Source organism: Cellulomonas gelida (assembly GCF_006538725.1).
GTDB classification, from domain to species: Bacteria; Actinomycetota; Actinomycetes; order Actinomycetales; family Cellulomonadaceae; genus Cellulomonas; species Cellulomonas gelida.
This window is the reverse complement of record NZ_BJLQ01000003.1, coordinates 144,330-164,420: the sequence shown is the minus strand read 5'-3', so window position 1 is coordinate 164,420 and position 20,091 is coordinate 144,330. Positions and strand designations below refer to the sequence as shown.

The 20,091-nt window shown below is 74.5% G+C and carries 17 protein-coding genes; 10 read left to right on the top strand and 7 right to left on the bottom strand.

Annotated features, from left to right (window positions below; translation table 11 throughout):
- Positions 1–38: 38 nt before the first annotated feature.
- Complete coding sequence (locus CGE01nite_RS02165; protein ID WP_141368700.1) at positions 39–2,771, bottom strand: multicopper oxidase domain-containing protein; 2,733 nt, start codon at positions 2,769–2,771, stop codon at positions 39–41.
- Complete coding sequence (locus CGE01nite_RS02160) at positions 2,768–3,988, bottom strand: DUF8744 domain-containing protein (protein ID WP_229747453.1); 1,221 nt, start codon at positions 3,986–3,988, stop codon at positions 2,768–2,770. Before CGE01nite_RS02160 ends, CGE01nite_RS02165 begins: the two co-directional genes overlap by 4 nt.
- Positions 3,989–4,075: 87 nt before the next feature.
- On the opposite strand from CGE01nite_RS02160, the gene CGE01nite_RS02155 reads away from it, so the two are divergent.
- Positions 4,076–4,843 (top strand): helix-turn-helix transcriptional regulator, encoded by a 768-nt coding sequence (locus tag CGE01nite_RS02155; protein ID WP_141368698.1) that lies wholly within the window; start codon positions 4,076–4,078, stop codon positions 4,841–4,843.
- A 137-nt stretch (positions 4,844–4,980) separates the two neighbouring features.
- Positions 4,981–5,292: a DUF2249 domain-containing protein gene (locus CGE01nite_RS02150; RefSeq protein WP_048341413.1), complete on the top strand. Its 312-nt coding sequence runs from the start codon at positions 4,981–4,983 to the stop codon at positions 5,290–5,292.
- A gap of 118 nt (positions 5,293–5,410) precedes the next feature.
- Here CGE01nite_RS02150 and CGE01nite_RS02145 read toward each other — a convergent pair whose 3' ends face one another.
- Positions 5,411–5,863, bottom strand: a complete 453-nt coding sequence (locus CGE01nite_RS02145) for a GyrI-like domain-containing protein (RefSeq protein ID WP_048341407.1) — start codon at positions 5,861–5,863, stop codon at positions 5,411–5,413.
- 147 nt (positions 5,864–6,010) lie between these two features.
- Here CGE01nite_RS02145 and CGE01nite_RS02140 point away from each other — a divergent pair, with 147 nt between their 5' ends.
- Positions 6,011–6,385, top strand: a complete 375-nt coding sequence (locus CGE01nite_RS02140) for an RNA-binding S4 domain-containing protein (protein ID WP_048341408.1) — start codon at positions 6,011–6,013, stop codon at positions 6,383–6,385.
- Positions 6,386–6,426: 41 nt separating this feature from the next.
- Here the strand turns inward: CGE01nite_RS02140 and CGE01nite_RS02135 are convergent, their stop codons facing one another.
- Positions 6,427–7,317, bottom strand: a complete 891-nt coding sequence (locus CGE01nite_RS02135; protein ID WP_141368696.1) for a DUF72 domain-containing protein — start codon at positions 7,315–7,317, stop codon at positions 6,427–6,429.
- A 177-nt stretch (positions 7,318–7,494) separates the two neighbouring features.
- On the opposite strand from CGE01nite_RS02135, the gene CGE01nite_RS02130 reads away from it, so the two are divergent.
- The 4 genes from CGE01nite_RS02130 (at position 7,495) to CGE01nite_RS02115 (ending at position 12,166) form a co-directional block, all read left to right on the top strand.
- On the top strand, positions 7,495–7,842 hold the full coding sequence (locus tag CGE01nite_RS02130; RefSeq protein ID WP_048341410.1) for a YciI family protein: 348 nt from the start codon (positions 7,495–7,497) through the stop codon (positions 7,840–7,842).
- Positions 7,843–7,894: 52 nt separating this feature from the next.
- A complete protein-coding gene (locus tag CGE01nite_RS02125; protein ID WP_048341411.1) occupies positions 7,895–8,125 on the top strand; it encodes a hypothetical protein in 231 nt (76 codons plus the stop codon).
- Positions 8,126–8,312: 187 nt separating this feature from the next.
- Complete coding sequence (locus CGE01nite_RS02120) at positions 8,313–11,114, top strand: sodium-translocating pyrophosphatase (protein WP_255318465.1); 2,802 nt, start codon at positions 8,313–8,315, stop codon at positions 11,112–11,114.
- Positions 11,111–12,166 (top strand): glycosyltransferase family protein, encoded by a 1,056-nt coding sequence (locus CGE01nite_RS02115; RefSeq protein WP_048341412.1) that lies wholly within the window; start codon positions 11,111–11,113, stop codon positions 12,164–12,166. The genes CGE01nite_RS02120 and CGE01nite_RS02115 overlap by 4 nt, the downstream gene beginning before the upstream one ends.
- A gap of 10 nt (positions 12,167–12,176) precedes the next feature.
- Here the strand turns inward: CGE01nite_RS02115 and CGE01nite_RS02110 are convergent, their stop codons facing one another.
- Positions 12,177–14,291, bottom strand: a complete 2,115-nt coding sequence (locus CGE01nite_RS02110; RefSeq protein ID WP_170210865.1) for an acyltransferase family protein — start codon at positions 14,289–14,291, stop codon at positions 12,177–12,179.
- Between the two features lie 105 nt (positions 14,292–14,396).
- Here CGE01nite_RS02110 and CGE01nite_RS02105 point away from each other — a divergent pair, with 105 nt between their 5' ends.
- The 3 genes from CGE01nite_RS02105 (at position 14,397) to CGE01nite_RS02095 (ending at position 16,197) form a co-directional block, all read left to right on the top strand.
- On the top strand, positions 14,397–14,861 hold the full coding sequence (locus tag CGE01nite_RS02105; protein ID WP_048342787.1) for an S-ribosylhomocysteine lyase: 465 nt from the start codon (positions 14,397–14,399) through the stop codon (positions 14,859–14,861).
- Positions 14,858–15,601: a 5'-methylthioadenosine/S-adenosylhomocysteine nucleosidase gene (mtnN, locus tag CGE01nite_RS02100; RefSeq protein ID WP_229747454.1), complete on the top strand. Its 744-nt coding sequence runs from the start codon at positions 14,858–14,860 to the stop codon at positions 15,599–15,601. The genes CGE01nite_RS02105 and mtnN overlap by 4 nt, the downstream gene beginning before the upstream one ends.
- Positions 15,602–15,735: 134 nt before the next feature.
- The gene (locus CGE01nite_RS02095) at positions 15,736–16,197 is read left to right on the top strand and encodes an Hcp family type VI secretion system effector (protein ID WP_141368692.1); all 462 of its coding nucleotides are present in this window, start codon (positions 15,736–15,738) and stop codon (positions 16,195–16,197) included.
- 99 nt (positions 16,198–16,296) lie between these two features.
- On the opposite strand, the gene CGE01nite_RS02090 is transcribed toward CGE01nite_RS02095, so the two are convergent.
- Together CGE01nite_RS02090 and rlmC are read right to left on the bottom strand one after the other, a co-directional pair.
- Positions 16,297–18,813, bottom strand: coding sequence for a DUF7937 domain-containing protein (locus tag CGE01nite_RS02090; RefSeq protein ID WP_141368690.1), 2,517 nt, complete (start codon positions 18,811–18,813; stop codon positions 16,297–16,299).
- Positions 18,814–18,945: 132 nt separating this feature from the next.
- Positions 18,946–20,091, bottom strand: a complete 1,146-nt coding sequence (rlmC, locus tag CGE01nite_RS02085; protein WP_141368688.1) for a 23S rRNA (uracil(747)-C(5))-methyltransferase RlmC — start codon at positions 20,089–20,091, stop codon at positions 18,946–18,948.

Here is a 20,091-nt window from a genome sequence, read left to right as displayed (position 1 = left end):
CTCCGAGCGCGCCTCCCCACCCCTTCGTCGTCGTGGTGTCAGGGGGTGACCACCACGCGACCCGCGGCGCCCTTCTCGGCGTCCGACATCACGTGCGAGACGAACGGATACGTGCCGGCCTGCGGGAACGTCAGCTCGACGAACCCGCCCTCGGCGGGCTGCAGCGCGAGCACCTGCGACCCGCCCGTGCCGGTCGACCCGCCGTCGCGCAGCGTGTACTCGCCCTCGCGGTACACGGTGTGGAACTGCCCGCCGACGACGTGGAACGCGCTCGGCCGGTTCGGCCCCGAGTCGAGCACCCAGAACCGGACGGGCTGCCCGACGGTCGCGGCCAGCGGCCGGTCGCGGTACTGGTTCGCGTAGCCGTTGAGCACCACGAGGTCGGGCATCTGCGTGGCGACCTTCGCCGCGTCCACCTCGCCGCCCTGCGCGCCGAGGTAGAGCTCGGACTGCACGACGACGTACTGCCGGTCGACCGGCGCGAGCCCGTCGGGCTCGATGACGACCGCGCCCGACATGCCGTTCGCGATGTGCGTCGACATCGGCATGGTCGAGCAGTGGTACATCCAGATCCCGGACCGCGTGGCGGTGAACGCGTACGTCAGCTCCTCGCCCGGCGCGATGGTCCGCATGACGTCGTCGGGGGCGAGCGCGCCCGCGTGGAAGTCGATCGAGTGGCCGATCGAGCCGTCGTTGACGAGCGTCACGACGAAGCGGTCGCCGACGCGTCCGTGCAGCACGGGACCCGGCGCCGTGCCCCCGAACGTCCACAGCCGTTGCGTCACCCCCGGGGCGACCTCGCGCACGACCTCCTGCACGACGAGCCGCACGTGCCGCGTCACCGGACCCTCGTCGGGGCCGAGCGGAGCGAGCGTCGCGTCGCGGGCGACGAAGTCCGGGTCCGGCTCGGCCATGAGGTCGAGCAGGTCGGCGGCCGACCCGGAGCCGGAGGCCGTGCCCTCGCCCGGGTCGCCACCGTGGTGCGGCATCGCGTGGTCCTGGCCGCCCGTGACACCCTCGTCGGGACGCTCGCCGGAGCCCGGGTCGACCGGCGACGCGACCTCGGCGTCGCCCGTGACGACGATCGCCAGCGTCATCCCCATGAGCCGGTGACCGGCCACGGAGCACCATGCGTCGAGCCCCGCGCCCACGACCCCCACGTCCACCCGCGCGCTCTCGCCGGGCGCGAGCCGACCGCTGGTCGCCCCGTTGGCGACGACCAGGTCGTGGACGTCGTCGTCGACGTTCGTCACCTCCAGCACGAGCCGGTCGCCTGCGGGGACCTCGATCCGGGACGGCGAGAAGCGCATGCGGCCGGCCTCGACCTGGACGGTCGTGGTGCGCCCGGTCGCGACGACCTCGCCCGAGCCGTCACCCGAGGCGCTCGCCGTGGCGATGCCGGCGGCGGGCGGGTCCATCGCGACGCCCACCACGACCGCGAGCGCGAGCGCACCCACGCCCACCGCGAGCGCCCCCGACCGGTGCGTCGGGCGTGCGCCGGCCGAGGGCGCGGCCGGCACCGGGCGCCGGGCGATGAGCACCGCGCGCAGCGCGAGCACGACGAACGACACGAGAGCGCCCAGCACGACGAACGACACGACCACCCGGACGGCGCTCGGCACGGGCGCGCAGAACAGCAGCAGGCCACCGTTGACCAGCACGAGCCGCACCAGACCACCGCGGTCGAGCTCGGCCGCGGTGCGGCGCGCGACCGCAGGCCCGCCCCCGAGCACGACGGGCAGCAGGTGCGACAGCGCGCCGATCAGCACCTGCGCCGCGAAGCCGACGACGAACGGGGCGACGAGCCCGCGCACCCGGTCGACGGCGACGTCCCAACCCGGTGCGGCCGCGACGACGACCCCGAAGGCCAGCACCGAGCCGACGAACCAGGCGACCGACGCGGCGAGCGAGCCCGGCGCGAAGGTGGGCGGGACGTGCACGGGTGCGGTGCGCGCGGGCAGGTCGCGCGCGGCGTTCGCGGCGACCACGGGCGCCGCGGCGCGGCGCTGGCGCCACATGACGGCGGCGACCAGCCCGGCACCGGCGCTCACGACCACGCATCCCACGGGCACGAGCCAGCGCACGCCGGTGGCAGCCGCCACGACGAGCACCCCGAGCCCGGCCAGGACCACGGGCAGCGCCCGGCGGCCGTCCCGCTCGTCGGCGGGTTCGATCCGCGCGTGCTGGACCGTGGGCCACAGCACCATGAGCGTGCCGAGCACGGTCGTCGCGACCCACCCGACGAGCGTCAGGACGACGTGCGCGACGTACAGGCGCCCGTGCGCGGCGTCGGACAGGGTGCCGCGCGCGAGCACGACGCCGCACGCGACGCCGAACGGCAGGGCGGCGCCCGCGCAGACGTACCAGCGCACGAGTGGGCGGAACCGCGTCGGCAGCGCGCCGCGCATCTGCCGCGCCAGGACGACCGCCTGCGCGAGCCCGGCACCGGCGACCAGTACCGAGCCGGGCACGACGAGCGCGAAGCTCGGCAGCGCGAGCCCCGCGACGACGAGCAGCGCGCCGACCGTGTGCGCCGCGAGGCGCGCCGTGAGCCCGCGACGCCCACCGGGGACCGGCGTGCGCAGCAGGGTGTCGGCGAAGTGCTGGCTCCACAGCAGGATCGCGGTGGTGACGGCGCCGAGCAGCAGCAGGTGCACCATGAGCCACTGCGCCGCGGGCACCCACCGGTGCGCGACGGTGAGGAGCGCGGCCGCGGCGAGCCACGCCAGGACGAGCGCGTTGGCGCGCAGGTGCCAGGTCGCGCGGGTCATGCCACGACCTCCAGCTGCGCCCCGGCCACGTCGACGGTGTCGGCCACGTCCCCGGTCCGCGTCACGCCGTCCCCGACCGGAGCAGCCTGCGGGCGGGCGGGCCGCGCGGGCGCGCCCCGCAGGACGCTCGTCGCGGCGACGACCACGAACGCGAGGACGGCGACGACGTTGCCGACGCCGCCGGCCTGCACCGCCCACGGCACGTCGCGTGCGTCGCCCACGAGCAGGCGCAGCACGAGCGTCGCGTGCAGCAGCGCCAGCGGGCCGTACATCACCGGGCGGTAGGGCAGCGGCCGGCGCAGCACCGCGGGCAGGATGACCGGCGCGTGCGCCATGACCATCGACATCACGAACCCGAGGAAGACCGCGTGCAGCACGGCGTCGTACCGCACGCCGCTGGACACCGGCCCACCGACCAGCCAGATCGCGCCCGCCACTGCGAGCCACGCGAACGCGCCGAGCATCGCGACCGCCATGAAGCGCGGCAGCCCGTGCCCGCGCACGGTGCGTCGCGCGACGTCGAACCGCACGAGGAGCGCGACGGTCCCGACGAGCGCCGCACCGAGCACCGCCGTGCCCACCCCCGGCCACAGCAGCGCGAGCGCGGCGCCACCGACGACCGCGAGCGACGCGACGAGCAGACCGCGCTCGGCCAGTGCGGGCAGCGGGACGATGCGCATGAGCTCGAGCCGCTCCCCCACGATCGTCAGGACGAGGAACGCGACCAGCCACGGCGCGAGCGCCGGCACCGGCACTCCCGCGGCCCACAGCGTCGCGCCGCCGAGCGCGCCGAGCGCGCCCAGGCCCTGGATCGCGATCGCCGGATCGGCGCGACGACCCCAGGCCGCGCCGTACAGCGCGACGAGCACCGCGGAGCCAGCCACGAGACACGCGCGACCCGCGGCGAGCGGCGCGGGCGAGATCAGCAGCAGCCCGCCGACGCCGAGCAGCAACGGCGCCGCCCAGGCCCACGGGCGCGCGCGCTCGGCGCTCGTCGCGGGCGCGAGCGCCACGGCGCGTTCGAGGGCGACGAGCGTCCCGACGAAGCCGAGGACCATGAGCGGCCCGTGCACGTCCGGGAGACGGTCGAGCTCGACGGGTGCGGGCAGGCCGAGCAGCGTCAGCGCGGCGTCGAGGCCCGCGAGCAGTGCGACCCCGGCCGGCAGCAGGAGCGCGAGACGCGCTCCCGGGCCGACGCGTCGTGACGTCTTTTCCACGTCGTCACCGTATTTAACCCGTCCTCGACGCCGCGCGGGACCGAGGTCCCTCCTTCCGCCCCGGTCACCTGGCCCGATACTGACCCCATGCCCGCCACCCGTCGCAGCCCCGCGGAGCGCACGCTCGCCGCCGCGAGCCGCGTCGACCTGCTGCACATCCTGCAGCGAGGGGGTTCGCACACGGTCGGCGCCCTGGCCCGCGCGACGGGCCTGCACGAGAACACCACGCGCGAGCACCTCGCCCGACTCGTCCACGACGGCTACGCGGTGCGCGCCCCCGAGGAGCGCACCGTGCGCGGCCGGCCGCGCATGCTCTACCGCGCCGCGTCGGCCGACGACGCGCGCCACGACCCCATCGCGATGGGACGGCTCGAGGAGTCGATCGCGCACGTCGCGCTCACGAAGGTGCTCATCAGCGGGTTCGGCCGAGACCTGGGACCGACCCGCGAGGCGGCCCGGTCCGCCGGACGCGCGCTCACGGCCCCGGGCGGCGCACTCGAGCCGCCGCTGGACGGCGACCGGCCGGCGGACGACGACCGCTCGCCGGCGGCCGAGCAACGCCAGCTCGACGCGCTCGAGGGACACCTCGACCGGCTCGGCTTCGACCCCGAGCGGGACGACGACACGCTGCGCGTCGACCTGTGGCGCTGCCCCTTCCTCGAGCTCGCGCGCGAACGGCCCGACGTCGTGTGCAGCGTGCACCTGGGACTCGCGTCCGGCGTGCTCGAGGCCGCGGGCGGCCCGCTCGCGGCGGACCGCCTGCGCCCGTTCGTCGGGCGTGAGCACTGCGTGCTCGAGCTGCGCCGCGACCGACCGGGCCTCGTGGACGTCGATCTGAGCGAGGCAAGGCCCTAGGTCCCATTTCCACGGCGGATCCCGTGGAAATGTCGCACCATCGAGCGCATGCTCGCCTCGTGCCGACGTTCACGCCACGCGGCGCACGCTCGACCCGAACGACCCACCCGCCGCTCAGCCACGCCACGGAGGCCAGCATGACCACGCAGCACGTCGACATCCTGGGCAGCGCCCCGCAGGAGCCCGAGGCCACGGGGCACAGCTGCGGCTGCGGCGGCCACGACGAGGCCGACCCTGTCCTCGACGTCCGGGCGATCCCCCACGCGATCCGGCACGCGACCGTGTTCGGCGCGTTCGAGGCGATCGCCCCGGGCCAGGCCCTCGTGATCGTCGCGCCGCACCTGCCGCGGCCGCTGCTCGCGCAGCTCGCCGAGCGCGCGCCGATCGACACCGAGGTCCTCGTCGACGGACCGGACGCCTGGACCGTCCGCATCACGCGCCGCGCCTGAGCGACGCCCCCGCACCACGCGACCCCTCCGGCCTACCGCGTCGACGGCCGGAGGGGTCGCGTGCCCTCCCGAGGCGTCAGCGCAGCAGCATGCGCGGCCGGTGCGGCAGCGCCGGCCGTCAGAGCAGCGGGAGCACCAGCCGGGTCACGTTCTGCGACGGGTCGCCGTCCGGGTCCGGGTCGGTCACGTACTCCTCCCAGAAGTCGCCTCGACCCTGCAGGCCGCGCTCGGCGCACCACGCGACGAGGATGCTCCACGCGTCGCCCAGCCCGTCGTACGGACCCTGGTACGTGCCGATCGCCGCGGGACCGCCGCTCATCGTCAGGAGCTCGACTCCGTCGACCGCCGCGTCCGACGGGACCGCGAACCCCGCGGCGACATCGACGTCGGCCGCGGGCATCTGCGCGTACCACCCGATCGCCGGACCCTGCGGCTCCACGCCGGCAGCGCCCAGCGCGGCCGCGACCTGTCCGTACGCGCGGTCGTAGAACGCGGCGAGCTCGTCCATCCGCACGCGCTCGCGCACGACCGCTGCCGTGGTCGTCGTCAGCTCGACCTGCTCGATCTCCATGACCCCTCCTCGTCGACGCTTCGCACCCTCTCGCACGCCGGACGCCGACGCCACCCCGCGCGCGGCCAGGGCAACGGTCCTGCTCCGGAGCCGGCGGCCGGCGGCGCCCGTGCCGGTGCGCGCGTCGTCGTGTGCCAACCTGGTGGCGTGGCAGAAGCGGTGCGGGCGCGCGTGGACGCGTGGTGCTGGGCCGTGCGCCTGTTCCCGACGCGGTCGGCCGCCGGCGCCGCCTGCCGCGCGGGCCACGTCCGCGTGAACGGTGAGCGCGCGAAGCCCGCAACGATCGTCGTGCCGGGCGACGAGGTGCACGTGCGCGGTGGTGAGCGCGAGCGGATCGTCGAGGTGCGTCGGACCGTCGTCAAGCGTGTCGGCGCGGTCGTCGCGGTCGAGTGCTACCTCGACCGCTCCCCCGCCCCGGTCCCGAAGTCGCAGGTCGCGCTCGCCGGCGCACGCGACCGCGGCACGGGCCGCCCCACCAAGCGCGACCGCCGCCAGCTCGACCGGCTCCGCGGCCGCGACTGACGAGGTCCCCCGCGCGCGGTCGGCCCACGCGCTCGGATCCGTCAGGGCGCCTCGGCGCTGCCGTCCAGCGCGCGCAGGCGGCTGATCAGCGCCTGGGCGTCGAACGGTGCCCGGACCTTGGTGTCGTTGTCGAAGTAGACGAACACGTCGCGCCCCGCGGGTGCGGGCGCGGCGGGCGGGCCGAGCCGACGCGCGTCCGCCGGCTCCCCGCCGGCGGACCAGGCACGCACGCGGTCCGCCCAGCGCACGATCGCCGGCTCGTCGTACCCGCTGGTGTACAGCTCGCGGTCGCCGTGCAGGCGGACGTACACGACGTCCGACGTGACGTCCTCGAGCACGGGCCAGCGGCCCGCGGTGTCCGCGACGACGACCCCGATGCCGTGCTCGCGCGCGAGCGCGACGAACGCGGGGTCGGCGAACGACCGGTGCCGGACCTCGAGCACGTGGCGCAGCGGCCGGTCGGCGTCGGTCGTCGTCCACGCGCGGCCGTCCAGGCGTTCGTCGTGCTCGGCCGCGAGCGCCGCCGCGGCCCCGGTCGTGCGTGGCAGCAGCGCGAAGAACCCGGCGAGCCGGTCGGCGTCGAACCCGAGCGTCGGCGGGAGCTGCCACAGCAGCGGTCCGAGACGCGGACCGAGCGCGAGGACGCCCGAGGCCAGGAAGTTCGCCACCGGCGTGCGCACGTCGGCGAGCTTCTTCATGTGGGTCACGAACCGCGGACCCTTGACCGACAGGACGAACTCGTCGGGCACCTGCTCCGCCCACGCCTGATAGCTCGCGGGCCGCTGCAGCGCGTAGAACGAGCCGTTGACCTCGATGCTCGTCAGGCGCTGCGCCGCGTACGGCAGCTCGAGCCGCTGCGGCAGCCCGGGCGGGTAGAACACGCCGCGCCACGGCGCGTACCTCCAGCCCGAGATCCCGACGCGCACCGTCATGCCGCCCAGCCTGCCGTGCCCGCCGGCGCTCGGCAGGCCGTGGACCGCCCGTGCCCCACGCGACGGGTGAGGCACGGTGGCGGACGATGTGTCTGCCCGTGTCGATCTGCCGTCGCACCGCGCGTCACCCGGGTGCGAGGCACCACGGCCCGCACGCGACCAGTCCAGGAGGACACCATGAAGTACCTGATGCTCGTCTGCGAGGACCCCACCGCGGAGCCCTACCGGCGCGAGGACGACGACATCGAGACCTGGGTCGCGACGACTCACGACGTGCGCGTGGTCGGCGAGCGGCTGCGGCCGATCGCCGAGGCACGGACGGTGCGCGTGCGCGGCGGGGAGCTGTCCGTCACCGACGGGCCGTACGCCGAGGTCGGGGAGCAGATCGCCGGCTTCGACGTGCTCGAGTGCGACTCGTTCGACCAGGCGGTCGAGGTCGCCTCGCGGCACCCGATGGCGCGGTTCGGCCGGCTCGTCGTGCGTGAGGCGTGGCCGTTCGAGGACGGGACCACGCTGCTCGAGTGATGCGAGCGCCCGACGCCTCCGCCGGGACCAACGTCCCGGGTAGGCTGACGGCATGAGCGAACCCGTCCTGCAGCGTCGCGACGACGACCGCTCCGGCTCCCCGGAGCGCGCGGTCACCGTCTTCTTCGCCTTCGTGCTGTTCTTCGCCGGTCTCGCGTTGTTCGCGATCGCGTTCCAGGTCGTCGACGCGGCCAAGCCCTGGGTGTTCTTCGGCGGGATCGCCGCGATCAGCCTCGCGTTCGCGATCCCCACGACGATCGTCCCCGCGCTCGAGGACCGCTGACGCGCTCCACGACCCGGACGAACCCTCCCGCACCACCACGAGAGCCGCGGCCCACCACGGGGGCCGCGGCTCTCGTCGTCCGCTCTCACGCGCGTGCGAGCGGAACATGTGACCTTCGACTCAGTGCGGTCGCGACCTGCGCTCCTACGTTCGAGGGGAGAGCACTCACTCCGTCTCTGGGGAGATCGTGGACACCGCCGCCCGCACCAGCACCGCACCCGTCACGACACGCGCCGACGCGGGAGAGCCGGGTGGTCGCCGACGACGGCGCCCGCTGCGGGTGCTCGCCCCGGTCGCCGCGCTGCTCGCGCTCCTGAGCGGCTGCGCGCAGTCGACGTCGACGGGCGAGTCGACCGTGCACGGCGGCGAGGCGAGCCTCGCGCTGCCGGACCTCAGCCAGGTCACGGTGCTCGGCGGGATGTCCGGCCGCACGCTGCTCGGGCTGGGCCTGATCGTGTGCGTCATGGGCCTGGCGATGGGCGTCGCGACCTACTTGCAGATGCGCAAGCTCGAGGTGCACACCTCGATGCGCGAGGTCTCCGAGCTCATCTACTCGACCTGCAAGGCGTACCTGTCGCAGCAGGGCAAGTTCCTCGTGGTGCTGTGGGCGTTCATCGCCGCGGTGATCGTCGTGTACTACAAGGTGCTCGTCGGCTTCGGCTGGGGACGCGTCGCCGTGGTCATCGCCTTCAGCCTCATCGGCATGGCGGGCTCGTACTCGGTCGCGTGGTTCGGGATCCGCGTCAACACGCTGGCCAACAGCCGCGTCGCGTTCGCGAGCCTGCGCGGCAAGCCGCTCCCCCTGCACCGCATGCCGCTCAAGGCCGGCATGTCGATCGGCATGGTGCTCATCAGCCTCGAGCTGCTGATGATGCTCATCATCCTGATGTTCCTGCCGCGGGAGATCGCCGGCGCGTGCTTCATCGGCTTCGCGATCGGTGAGTCGCTCGGCGCGAGCGCGCTGCGCATCGCCGGTGGCATCTTCACCAAGATCGCAGACATCGGCTCCGACCTCATGAAGATCGTGTTCAAGATCAAGGAGGACGACGCCCGCAACCCCGGTGTGATCGCGGACTGCACGGGCGACAACGCGGGTGACTCGGTCGGTCCGTCGGCCGACGGCTTCGAGACGTACGGCGTGACGGGCGTCGCGCTCGTGACGTTCGTGCTGCTGGGCGTGCACGACCCGGCGGTGCAGGCCAGCCTGCTCGTGTGGATCTTCGTGGTCCGCGCCGTGATGATCGTCGCGTCGGCCGCGTCCTACCAGCTCAACGACCTGTGGACCGCGCGCCGGTACCGCGACGCCGACCACATGGACTTCGAGCGCCCGCTGTCGAACCTCGTGTGGCTGACCTCGGCGGCCTGCATCGTCGCGACGTTCCTGACCACCTGGTTCGTGCTCGCGGACACGGCGGCCGCCGACCAGTGGTGGCGCCTCGCGCTGATCGTGTCGTTCGGCACGCTCGCCGGCGCACTCATCCCCGAGCTCGTCAAGGCGTTCACGTCGACGTCGAGCAAGCACGTGCGTGAGGTCGTGAAGTCCTCGCGGCAGGGTGGTCCGTCGCTCAACATCCTCTCGGGCCTCGTCGCGGGCAACTTCTCCGCCTACTGGCTCGGCATCGCGATCGTCAGCCTGATGGGCGGCTCCTACCTGATCAGCGAGCAGGGCCTGGGCGACCTCATGATCGCGCCCGCGGTGTTCTCGTTCGGGCTCGTCGCGTTCGGCTTCCTCGGCATGGGTCCGGTCACGATCGCGGTCGACTCCTACGGCCCCGTGACCGACAACGCGCAGAGCGTCTACGAGCTGTCCGTGATCGAGGACATCGAGCACATCGACGACGAGCTCGAGCGCGAGTACGGGTTCGCCCCGCAGTGGGAGCGCGGCAAGCTCATGCTCGAGGAGAACGACGGCGCCGGGAACACGTTCAAGGCGACCGCCAAGCCGGTGCTCATCGGCACGGCGGTCGTGGGCGCCACGACCATGATCTTCTCGATCATCATGGGCCTGACCGGCGGCCTGACCGACGGCATCCAGAACCTGTCGCTCCTGCACCCGCCGTTCCTGCTCGGCCTCATCACGGGTGGCGCGATCATCTTCTGGTTCACCGGCGCCTCGATCCAGGCCGTCACCACGGGCGCGCACCGCGCGGTCGAGTTCATCCGCACCACCATCAAGCTCGACGGCGTCACCAAGGCAAGCGAGGCCGACTCCCGCAAGGTCGTGGAGATCTGCACGCAGTACGCGCAGCAGGGCATGCTCACGATGTTCCTGGGCGTGTTCTTCGCGACGCTCGCGTTCGCGTTCGTCGAGCCGTACTTCTTCATCGGCTACCTGATCTCGATCGCGACGTTCGGGCTCTACCAGGCGATCTTCATGGCGAACGCCGGCGGCGCGTGGGACAACGCGAAGAAGATCGTCGAGACCGACCTGCACGCCAAGGGCACGGCGCTGCACGACGCGACGATCGTCGGCGACACCGTCGGCGACCCCTACAAGGACACGTCCTCGGTCGCGCTGAACCCGGTCATCAAGTTCACGACGCTGTTCGGCCTGCTGGCCGTCGACCTCGCGGTCTCGCTGACCGACCAGGGCCGGGGCACGCTCGTCGTGTCGCTCGCCGCCGTGTTCTTCGTGATCTCGGCCTACTTCGTGCACCGGTCGTTCTACGGGATGCGGATCCAGACGTCGCTCGAGGGCGACGACGAGCCCGCGCTCCTCGACGAGCCCGCACCGGACCAGCCCACGACCGACGTGCCCACCGACGACGTGCCGGCGACCGAGGTGCCCAGCCCGAGCCTGGCTGCCGACGACCTGCCGGCCGCCGAGCAGGACTCCGAGAGGGTCGCCGAGAAGGTCTCGACCTCGACGAAGGCCTCGACGAAGGCCTCCACGAAGGCGCCCGCGAAGGCGTCCGGCAAGGCGTCGCCGAGGAAGGCCTCGACGGCGAAGGCCCCGAGCAAGGTCGCCGAGGAGGCGAGCACACGATGAAGATCGCCGTGCGGTACCGCGACGTGCTGATCGACCCCGACGGGCGCGTCGCGGGCCACGACGCGGGCGCGACGCTGGTGCGCCGCCTGCTGCGCGTCTTCCCCGGGTCGATCGTCATCGGTGAGGGCCCGCGCCGCTGCGAGGGGTTCGACGTCCTGCCGCTCGAGTTCGTCGACCCCACCTCGACGGTGGTGATCAACATGGACGTGGTCGACTCGACCTCGGTGTGGCGCACCCTGCGCGCCTCGTGCCCGGCGGGCATGGAGCCGCGGGTCATGAACTTCGTGTGGTGGACCACCTCGCAGTACACCCACACCGTCGACCGCGCGTCGCTCGGCCTGTCGTGCGCGCTGTTCCCGACCTTCGCCAACTCGCAGCGCACCGCGACCGAGGTCCGCGAGATCGTCGGGCACTGGACCGTGCAGCAGCTCGCGGAGCAGGCGCGCGTCGGGTGGGTCAACCTGGGCATCCGGCTCGAGCACGTCCACGCGCGCCACGAGCCGCAGCTCCCGGTGGTGCTCTACCCCGCGATCTACCTGTCGGAGCGCAAGCAGCCGCAGCTGTTCCTCGACGTGGTCGAGCGCGTGCACAAGCGCGTGCCGCTGCGGGTCGAGGCGCGCCTGGTCGAGTCGCACCTCGTGTCCGAGAAGGCCATGGGCCTCTCCCAGAACGAGTGGGCATGGGTCGGGCCGCTCACCGCGAGCCGGGACGACTACTGGGAGGCGCTGTCACGCACGACCGCGTTCCTCGCGACGGCGACCGAGGAGTCCTACGGCCTGGAGTACATCGAGGCGCTGGTCGCGGGCGCGGTCGGGGTGTTCCCCGACCGGCCGTGGGTGCGCGCGATCCTGCCCCCGGACTACCCGTTCCTGTACCGCACGCCCGACGAGGCCGAGGAGCTGCTGACGCGCGCGGTCACCGACACCGCGGCGTGCCGGCGCGAGCTCGACGAGGCCGCGGGCGGCGACTTCCAGGACTGGTTGCGCTCGCGGCACGACGACGACGCGTTCGACCACGCGATCGTCGAGCACGTGCACCGGTGGTTCGGCTGACGCGCGCGCGTCAGCGCGGGGCGACCAGCGGTACGAGCCAGTCGCGCAGCTCGGGCTCGAGGGTGCGCACGTAGCTCGCCGTCACGTGGCTCACGTCGCGCCACACCAGGACGCCGCCGACGATCGCGGGGCACGACCCGTCCGGGCACAGCAGCTCGGTGAGGTCGAGCAGCGGGACGTCGGCGGCGGTCGCGGCCGCACGCTGCTGCGCGAGCCCGGACCGCCGCTCGGGCACGTCCGCGGGCACGGTGCAGTCCACCGCCCACGTGTCCTCGTGCAGCGCCACGCACTCGGGCACGTCGAAGCCCACCCACGGGGTGTCCCCCACGACGACCACCGGGATCCCCGCGTCGGTGAGCCGTGCCCAGGCGTCCTGCAGGCCCGCGACCGCGGCGGCGTCGCCGGCGGGGCCCGTGAGCCGGGCACCGTCGTCGCCCACCACCTCGATCTGGTTGTTGCTGGTCACCACGACGTCCGGCGGGTCCGCCAGCAGGTGCTCCACGACGGCGTCGTTCCACTGCCCGCACTGCGTGTACGGCCCGTCGACCGTGCCGAGCCACGTGCGCGCGGACGTCAGCGCGCAGCTGCCCTTGGTGTAGGTGTCCAGGCGCCAGCCCTCGTCCTGCGCGATCGCCGCGAGCGGCGGCTGCCACTGCCCGGCGTGCGAGTCGCCGACGAGCGCGACGACCGTGCTCGACGCCGCATCGCCGAAGGTGCACGCCGCGGGGTCGGTGCCGAGCGCGTTCTGGTGGCAGTCGCCCTCGTACAGCTCGGCGACGTCGAGCGTGGCGTCCGCGAGCGCGGGGACCAGCCGGTGCAGGTCCGTCGTCGGGTCCGGCCCCTGCCACGTGCCGTCCCGCAGCACCTGCGCGCCGGGCGCGGCCACGTCGTCCGGCGTGCCCGGCACCGCGCGCAGCAGCAGCCCCGCCGCCACGACCCCGACGAGGGTGCACACGACCCCGACGACGGCCGAGCGTCCGACGCTCGCGCGCAGCCGTGCGGACGTGTGCAGCGGCTTCTCGACGAGCACGTACGACGCGACGGCGGGCAGCACCGAGAGCGCCACGGCCAGGACGAGCGCGCTCGTCGGCGGGGGCCCGCCCGCCAGACCGGTCGCGAGGACGACCGCGGGCCAGTGCCACAGGTACAGCGAGTACGACGTGGCGCCCACGGGCTGCAGCACGCGCGCGCCCAGCGGTCGCACGCCCGGCCCGGCGATCCCCGCGGCCAGCACCAGCACCGTCCCGCCCACGGGCAGCGCCGCCGCGACACCGGGGAACGGCGTCGCGCCCGACAGCGCGAACGCCGCGTACCCGATCAGGGCGAGCCCCAGCCACCCCGCCACGACGAGCGCGCGCTGCGGCAGCCGTGCCACGCGGTGCGCGAGCAGCGCGAGCAACGCGCCCGCGGCGAGCTCCCACGCGCGCGTCGTCGTGACGAAGTACGCGCGCGACGGGTCCGCCGCGGTCAGCGCGACCGACCACACCAGCGACGCCCCGCCGATGACCGCGACGCCGACCGCGAGACCGCGACGCGTCACCCGGCGACCACGCAGGCGCGCGAGCGCGACGAGCGCGACGACGAGCAGCGGCCAGACGACGTAGAACTGCTCCTCGACCGCGAGCGACCAGAAGTGCTGCACGGGGCTCGGCGCCGCGTCCTGCGCGAGGTAGTCCACCGACCGGTCGGCCAGGCGCCAGTTGACGACGTACAGCGAGGTCGCGACCACGTCGCCCGCGATGTCCCTCCAGCGCGTGACCGGCAGCCAGACGCTCGTCATGACGACGACCGCGACCAGCGTGAGCGCGGCGGCCGGCAGGAGCCGACGAGCCCGACGAGCGTAGAACCGGCCGAGGCGCAGGCGGCCCGTCCGCAGGACCTCGTCGGCCACGAGCCCCGTGATGAGGAAGCCGGACACGACGAAGAACACGTCGACGCCGACGAACCCGCCCGGCACCGGGAGCCCGGCGTGGAACGCCAGCACGAGCACGACCGCCACGGCCCGCAGCCCCTGGACGTCGCGCCGGAAGCCCTGGACGACCGCGGAGGAGCCCGCGCGGGCGGACGCGACACCGGCCGGACGCGGGGCGGCGTCCGGGAGCGCGAGGTCGTGGGGCGTGGGCACCGGCGCACGGTAGCCGACGACCCTGCGCGCCGCACGACGGCGGTGCGCGCCCCCGCAGGCGCGTGAGCGACAATGGCCGCCGTCACCGAACGCTTGGGAGCCCTGATGACCGACCGCATGAACGTCGAGTCCTTCAACCTGGACCACCGCACCGTGGTCGCGCCGTACGTGCGCCTCGCGGACACGAAGGCCCTGCCGGCCGGGGACGTGATCGAGAAGTACGACGTGCGGTTCACGCAGCCGAACGTCGCGCACCTCGAGATGCCGACCGTGCACTCGCTCGAGCACCTGTTCGCGGAGCACTCGCGCAACCACACCGACCGCGTCATCGACTTCTCGCCGATGGGCTGCCAGACGGGCTTCTACCTCACGCTCGCCGGGCAGTGGGTCTACGAGGACGTGCTGGCGCTCGTCGAGGCCACCCTGCAGGACGTCCTCGGGGCCGACGAGGTGCCGGCGGCGAACGAGGTGCAGTGCGGTTGGGGCGCCCACCACTCGCTGGCCGGGGCGCAGGACGCGGCACGCGCGTTCCTCGCCGAGCGCGCGCAGTGGTCGACGGTCACGGCGTGACCACCGTGCTCGACGCGGTCGTCGTCGTCGCCATGCCCGTCGAGGCCGACGCGTTCGTCGCGGTGGCCGACGTGGCCGGTGCCCCGACGCACGCGCCCGGTGGCGCCGAGCACCGCCTGCTCACGCTCGGCGGACGGCAGGTGCTGCTCGTCCGCGCCGGGATCGGGCTCGTCAACGCCGCCACCGCGGCCGCCGTCGCGCTCGCCGCCCGGCCCGCGCGCGTGCTGGTCAGCGGCGGCAGCGCGGGTGGTCTCGGGGTCGGCGTCCGCGTCGGCGACGTCGTCGTCGGCTCCACGCACGTCCACACGGGGGCCGACGCGCGGGCGTTCGGGTACGTGCTCGGTCAGGTCCCGGGCATGCCCGCGTCCTACCCGGCCGACGAGGTGCTGCGCGAGCACGCGCACGCCGCGGCCGCCATGCTGCCCGGCTGGTCGACCGAGCCGGCCGACGTGCGGGTGCTGCGCGGCGACGTCGTCTCCGGCGACGTGTTCGTCGACGCCGAGCGCGTCGCGGGGGTGCGCGCGGCCTTCCCCGACGCGCTCGCGACCGACATGGAGTCCGCCGCGCTCGCGCAGGTCGCGCACCGGTTCGGGGTGGCGTTCCTGTCCGTGCGCGGCATCAGCGACCTGTGCAGCCCCGTCGAGGCCGGTGAGTTCGCGACGCACGTCGACGACGCCGCCGACCGGTCCGCCGTCGTCGTGCGCGAGACGCTGCGCCGCCTGCCCGGCGCGGAGGCCTGACTGCCGGGTTCTCACCCGCGACGATCTCACCCGCGACGCCCGTGGTCGCGGCTGCCGACTCGGTGCCACGCTGGTCGAGACCTCGACGGCGCGCGTCGGGGGTGGCGAGCGTGTGCACGAGCGGGGGCTGTGCGATGACGACGTACCTGCGGCTGGAGTCGATCGACGGCGATGGGACCACCCGGGGCCACGAGAAGTGGATCGAGGTGCAGTCCGTCAGCTGGGCGCTCGCCGTCCCCTCGGTGACTGGCTCGGGCCGGTCGATCGGCCGGGTCGCTCCCGAGCCGCTCCGGCTCACGACCGTGCCGGGCCGGCACTCCCCCGGCGTGCTGCTGGCGCTCGTCCAGGGGACCAGGCTGCCGACCGCCCGGGTCGAGCGCACGCGCGGCGGCGAGCGGGAGGTCGTCGCCGAGCGGTGGGAGCTGACGAACGCGCGCGTCGTCGAGCACACGCTCGGCGTGGCCGACGACGCGGGGCTCGAGTCGCTCGCGCTCGCCTACGGCCGCGTCACCTACTCCGTGATCCCCCAGACCGCGTCCGGCAAGGCCGGCAAGGCGGTCTCGGTGACCTGGGACGTGGCCGGCACGCTCGCCTGACGCGCGCGCCGGCGCCGGGGCCCTGGACCCAGGTCCGGACCCCGGCATCGGCCGGCTCGTCGCCGGGTGAGTCCCACAGCCTCGTCGGCCCTGCCCGGGTCAGCCCGGGCGCCGGGCGAGCGCCGCGTCGATCTGCGGGTCGCCGAGGCGGCCGAGCCACTCGAGCAGGTCCGGGTAGGTCGACGGGTTCGACGCGAGGTGCACGCGCAGCTCGGGTGCCTGCGCGGCGATCGCCGCGAGGACCTCGAGCTCGGTCCCGGGGTCGAGTGCCTGCTCGACCGTGAACGGGTGCGTGCCGACGAGGCGGTCCGCGCCGTGCGGGGCGGCGTGCGCGACGCCGCCGTCCGCGTCGTCGGGCGCGGTCACCTGCGGGAACGCGACGGTCTGGTCGAGCCCGGGGTCGAGCGCGCGCACCGGTTCGCTGTCCACGCCCGGGTACTCGTCGAACCACGAGCCGCCCTCGTACTCGTCGGAGGCCTGCTCGTCGGAGGCCTGCTCGTCGGAGGCCCGCTCGTCGGAGGCTCGCGCGTCACGTGCCTGCTCGTCCGACGACTGCTCGGTCGACACCGGTGACCCGCCGGCCGCTGACCCACCAGCCGGATCCGCCACCGGCTCGGCGACCACGGGCACGCCCAGGCTCGTCGGGGCACCGCGGGGGTGCGTCAGCTCGTCGACGCCCTCGTCGAGCCCCTCGTCGTGCGACTCGTCGGGAACCGGCTCGCCCCCTGCCGCGACGGCCTCGGGCGCCACGGGTGCCGGTGCGGCAGGCGCGGCGTAGGCGCCGGTCGGCCGAGCGGCGGGCTCCGGCTCGGCGTCGTCCCACGCGGGACGCGGGCCGCCACCGTGCGCGGCGAACCACGCCCGCACCGGCGCAGGCCCCAGCAGCGCGATCCCGACGAGCGCGGGCAGCCCGAACGCGACCAGCAGCAGCTCGAGGTCGACGGTCTGGAAGCTCCACGCGTGGCGCTGCGCCTGCAACGTGACCGCGACGATGCCAAGGACGACGACCACCAGAGTCGCGGCGAGTGCCGTGGCGCGCCCGGCCGCGGGGTCGGCGGCGAACGACGCCCGGGCGACCAGCGCCGCGACGGCGGCGCCCGCGAGGACGAGGATCAGGACGACCTGCGCGGACTGGAAGCCGAAGGTGCCGACCTGTGCGATCAGCGCGATCAGCTGGGCCGCGCTCAGCACACCCGCGACCACCGCGATCCCGGACCACGCGTGCACGGCCGCGGCGAACCAGCCCTGCTCGGGCGACGGAGCCGGGTCGACGAGGCGGCGCCAGACCGGGCTCAGGACGACGACGCCCGCCGCGGGGAGCACCAGGTAGGCCGCCCCCCAGAGCGCCACGGACGTGGCCGCGTGCCCCGACCCGGGCTGCTCGTGGTGCAGAGGCCCGTAGAAGAGCAGGGCGAACGTCGCCGTGGCCGCCACCGCGACCAGCACCCGCCGCCAGGCCGTCGACCGTCGCACCACGCCGGCCAGCGGGACCGCCGCGATCGCCGCGGCGAGCGCGACGTGCAGCAGCAGGACGACCACACCCGCCACCAGCGTGCTGCCGAGGCGCAGCAGCTCGGGCGCCTGCACCGCGAACGTCAGCACGCTGACGAGCGCCAGGACCAGCGCCGTGGCCAGCAGCGCCACCAGCACACGTCGAGCCCAGGCGACGACCAGGTCGACCGTACGCGGGCTGCCGAGCTCGGCGACTCGCGGGCTCGCAGCCAGCAGCGCGCCCGCCAGACCGATCGCCATCGCCGGGCCGAGCCCGCCGGGCACGGTCCCCTGCGGCTGACCGTCGCCGAACGCGGTGGCGACGTCGAGCAGCACGTAGACGAGCACGAGGAGCACGAACGGCACGTTCGCGAGCGCGCGAGCGGTCAGCACGGTGCGGTTCGTCCACCCGCGCGGAAGCGCCCCCGAGCGCGCGAGGTAGAACAGCGACAGCGACAGGATCGAGACGACGGTCACGAGGACGACCTCGATGCGCTCGCTCGCGGCGTACCGGAAGTCCCACCCGAGCCCGAGCGTCACGAGCAGCAGGACCAGGGCGACGCCGTCGGTCACGTAGTCCCGCACCGGCACGCCCTGGAACGCGCTCGCCCGCGTCCGCGGCGCGCCCGCGCCCGGTGCGTGCGTCGTCGGCCCGGCGAAGGGCGCGTGCCCCGCATACCCCTGCGCGGGACCGGCCGCCGCGTAGCCCGGGACTGCGTGGCCTGGGACCGCATGACCCGGGTCTGCATGGCCTGGGGCTGCGTAGGCCGGGGCCGGGTAGCCGGTCGGCGCGAGGCCCGGGACCGGCGGATACCCCGGGTAGCCCTGCGCCGGATAGCTCGGTACCGGGTAGCCCTGCGCCGGGTGGCCCTGTGCCTGGTGTCCCTGCGCCGGGTGGCCCTGTGCCGGGTGCGGGTAGGGCGCGTAGGGGTACCCGGGCGGGTAGCCCTGCGCGTAGGCGCCGGGCGGCGGCGGGTAGCCGCCCTGCACGAACGGGTAGCCCTCCGGGTACGTCGACGGCGGCGGGGCCACCGGCTGCGGAGCGGAGACGCCCTGGGGGTCGGCCGGCACCGGGGGCACGGCACTCTCGTCGGGCGTGCCGAGCTGCTCGTCCGGGTTGCTCATCGTCGCGCTCCTTCGTCTCCTGCACGCCTGCGACCATGCCGTTCGCACGGCGCGCCAACCGGGACTGTATCGGCACCGCCGGGCTCGCGGCGTCCGGTTCGTCCCGCTCCCCTCGGCCGGGCCGGTGCGGCCCTACCCGCCCGGCGCCGGCGCGGGCCGCCGCTCGAGCAGCACCGCGACCTCGTAGTGCGTGGTCTGGGGGAACATGTCGAACAGGCGCACCTCGCGCACGGCGAACGAGGGCATCGCGGCGAGGTCGCGCGCGAGCGAGACGGCGTTGCACGACGAGTACACGACGCGCGGCACGCCCGACGTCTCGAGCCACCCCGCGAGGTCGGCGCCGATGCCGCGCCGTGGCGGGTTCACGACGACGAGATCGGGCGCCTCCCGCTGAGCGAGGGCCCACGCCGTCGCGTCGGCGGCCACGAACGTCGCGTCCCTGCCGAGCTCGGCAGCGCTCGTGCGCGCACTGGCCACGGCCTCCTCGCTCGTCTCGACCCCGACGACCCGCGGCGCGGCCAGGTGCAGCGCGAAGCCGCCCACGCCGCAGTACAGGTCCCACACGCTCGTCGGCCCGCTCGCCGCGACCCACTGCGCGGCCTGCCGGTACAACGCGGCCGTGACGGTCGTGTTCGTCTGGAAGAAGCTGCGCGGTCGCAGGTGCAGCGCGACGCCGTCGACGTCCATGGTGAGCGTCTGCTGCTCGGTGAGCGGGATCTCGAGGGCACCCTCGAGGACCGCCTTGTGCTCGGGCAGGACGTTCGCGGAGACCACGGCGAGCCGTGGGAGCTCGGCCAGCAGGCTCGGCAGGTGCTTGCGGATGCGCGTCACGGCCTCCTGCGAGCGCAGCACGAACCGCAGCATGAGCGCCCCGTCCGCGGCCCGCGTGACGAGCACGTGCTTGAGCTCGCCGCGCCGCGCGGGCACGTCGTACGGCTCGACCGCCGCGCGCGTGACGAACCGCTCGACCGCGGGGAACGCGGCGCGCAGGTCCTGCGGGTACAGGCCGCAGCCCTGCAGGTCCACGCCCCGTCCGGCCGCGTCCAGGATGCCGAGGGTGGGGTGCTCGACCGTGCCCGCGACGACCATCTTCGCCTTGTTGCGGAACGCCGACTCGGGGCTCGTGACCGGCGGCAGCCACACCGTCGTGGCCGGGTCGCACGCCTCCGCGAGCAGGTCGCGCGCGTGCTGCTCCTTGAGGCCGACCTGCTCGTCGTACTCGCGGCCCATCCAGGTGCAGGACCGGCACACGCCGGCGTCGAAGTAGGAGCACTGCAC

Excerpts from the sequence above, each read along its gene's own strand:
- CGE01nite_RS02130 (WP_048341410.1), top strand. The coding sequence starts at position 7,495 with ATGAAGTACCTGATGCTCGTCTGCGAGGACCCCACCGCGGAGCCCTAC.
- CGE01nite_RS02135 (WP_141368696.1), bottom strand. The coding sequence starts at position 7,317 with ATGACGGTGCGCGTCGGGATCTCGGGCTGGAGGTACGCGCCGTGGCGC.
- CGE01nite_RS02165 (WP_141368700.1), bottom strand. The coding sequence starts at position 2,771 with ATGACCCGCGCGACCTGGCACCTGCGCGCCAACGCGCTCGTCCTGGCG.
- CGE01nite_RS02150 (WP_048341413.1), top strand. The coding sequence starts at position 4,981 with ATGACCACGCAGCACGTCGACATCCTGGGCAGCGCCCCGCAGGAGCCC.
- CGE01nite_RS02125 (WP_048341411.1), top strand. The coding sequence starts at position 7,895 with ATGAGCGAACCCGTCCTGCAGCGTCGCGACGACGACCGCTCCGGCTCC.
- CGE01nite_RS02145 (WP_048341407.1), bottom strand. The coding sequence starts at position 5,863 with ATGGAGATCGAGCAGGTCGAGCTGACGACGACCACGGCAGCGGTCGTG.
- CGE01nite_RS02115 (WP_048341412.1), top strand. The coding sequence starts at position 11,111 with ATGAAGATCGCCGTGCGGTACCGCGACGTGCTGATCGACCCCGACGGG.
- CGE01nite_RS02155 (WP_141368698.1), top strand. The coding sequence starts at position 4,076 with ATGCCCGCCACCCGTCGCAGCCCCGCGGAGCGCACGCTCGCCGCCGCG.
- CGE01nite_RS02095 (WP_141368692.1), top strand. The coding sequence starts at position 15,736 with ATGACGACGTACCTGCGGCTGGAGTCGATCGACGGCGATGGGACCACC.
- CGE01nite_RS02090 (WP_141368690.1), bottom strand. The coding sequence starts at position 18,813 with ATGAGCAACCCGGACGAGCAGCTCGGCACGCCCGACGAGAGTGCCGTG.
- CGE01nite_RS02105 (WP_048342787.1), top strand. The coding sequence starts at position 14,397 with ATGACCGACCGCATGAACGTCGAGTCCTTCAACCTGGACCACCGCACC.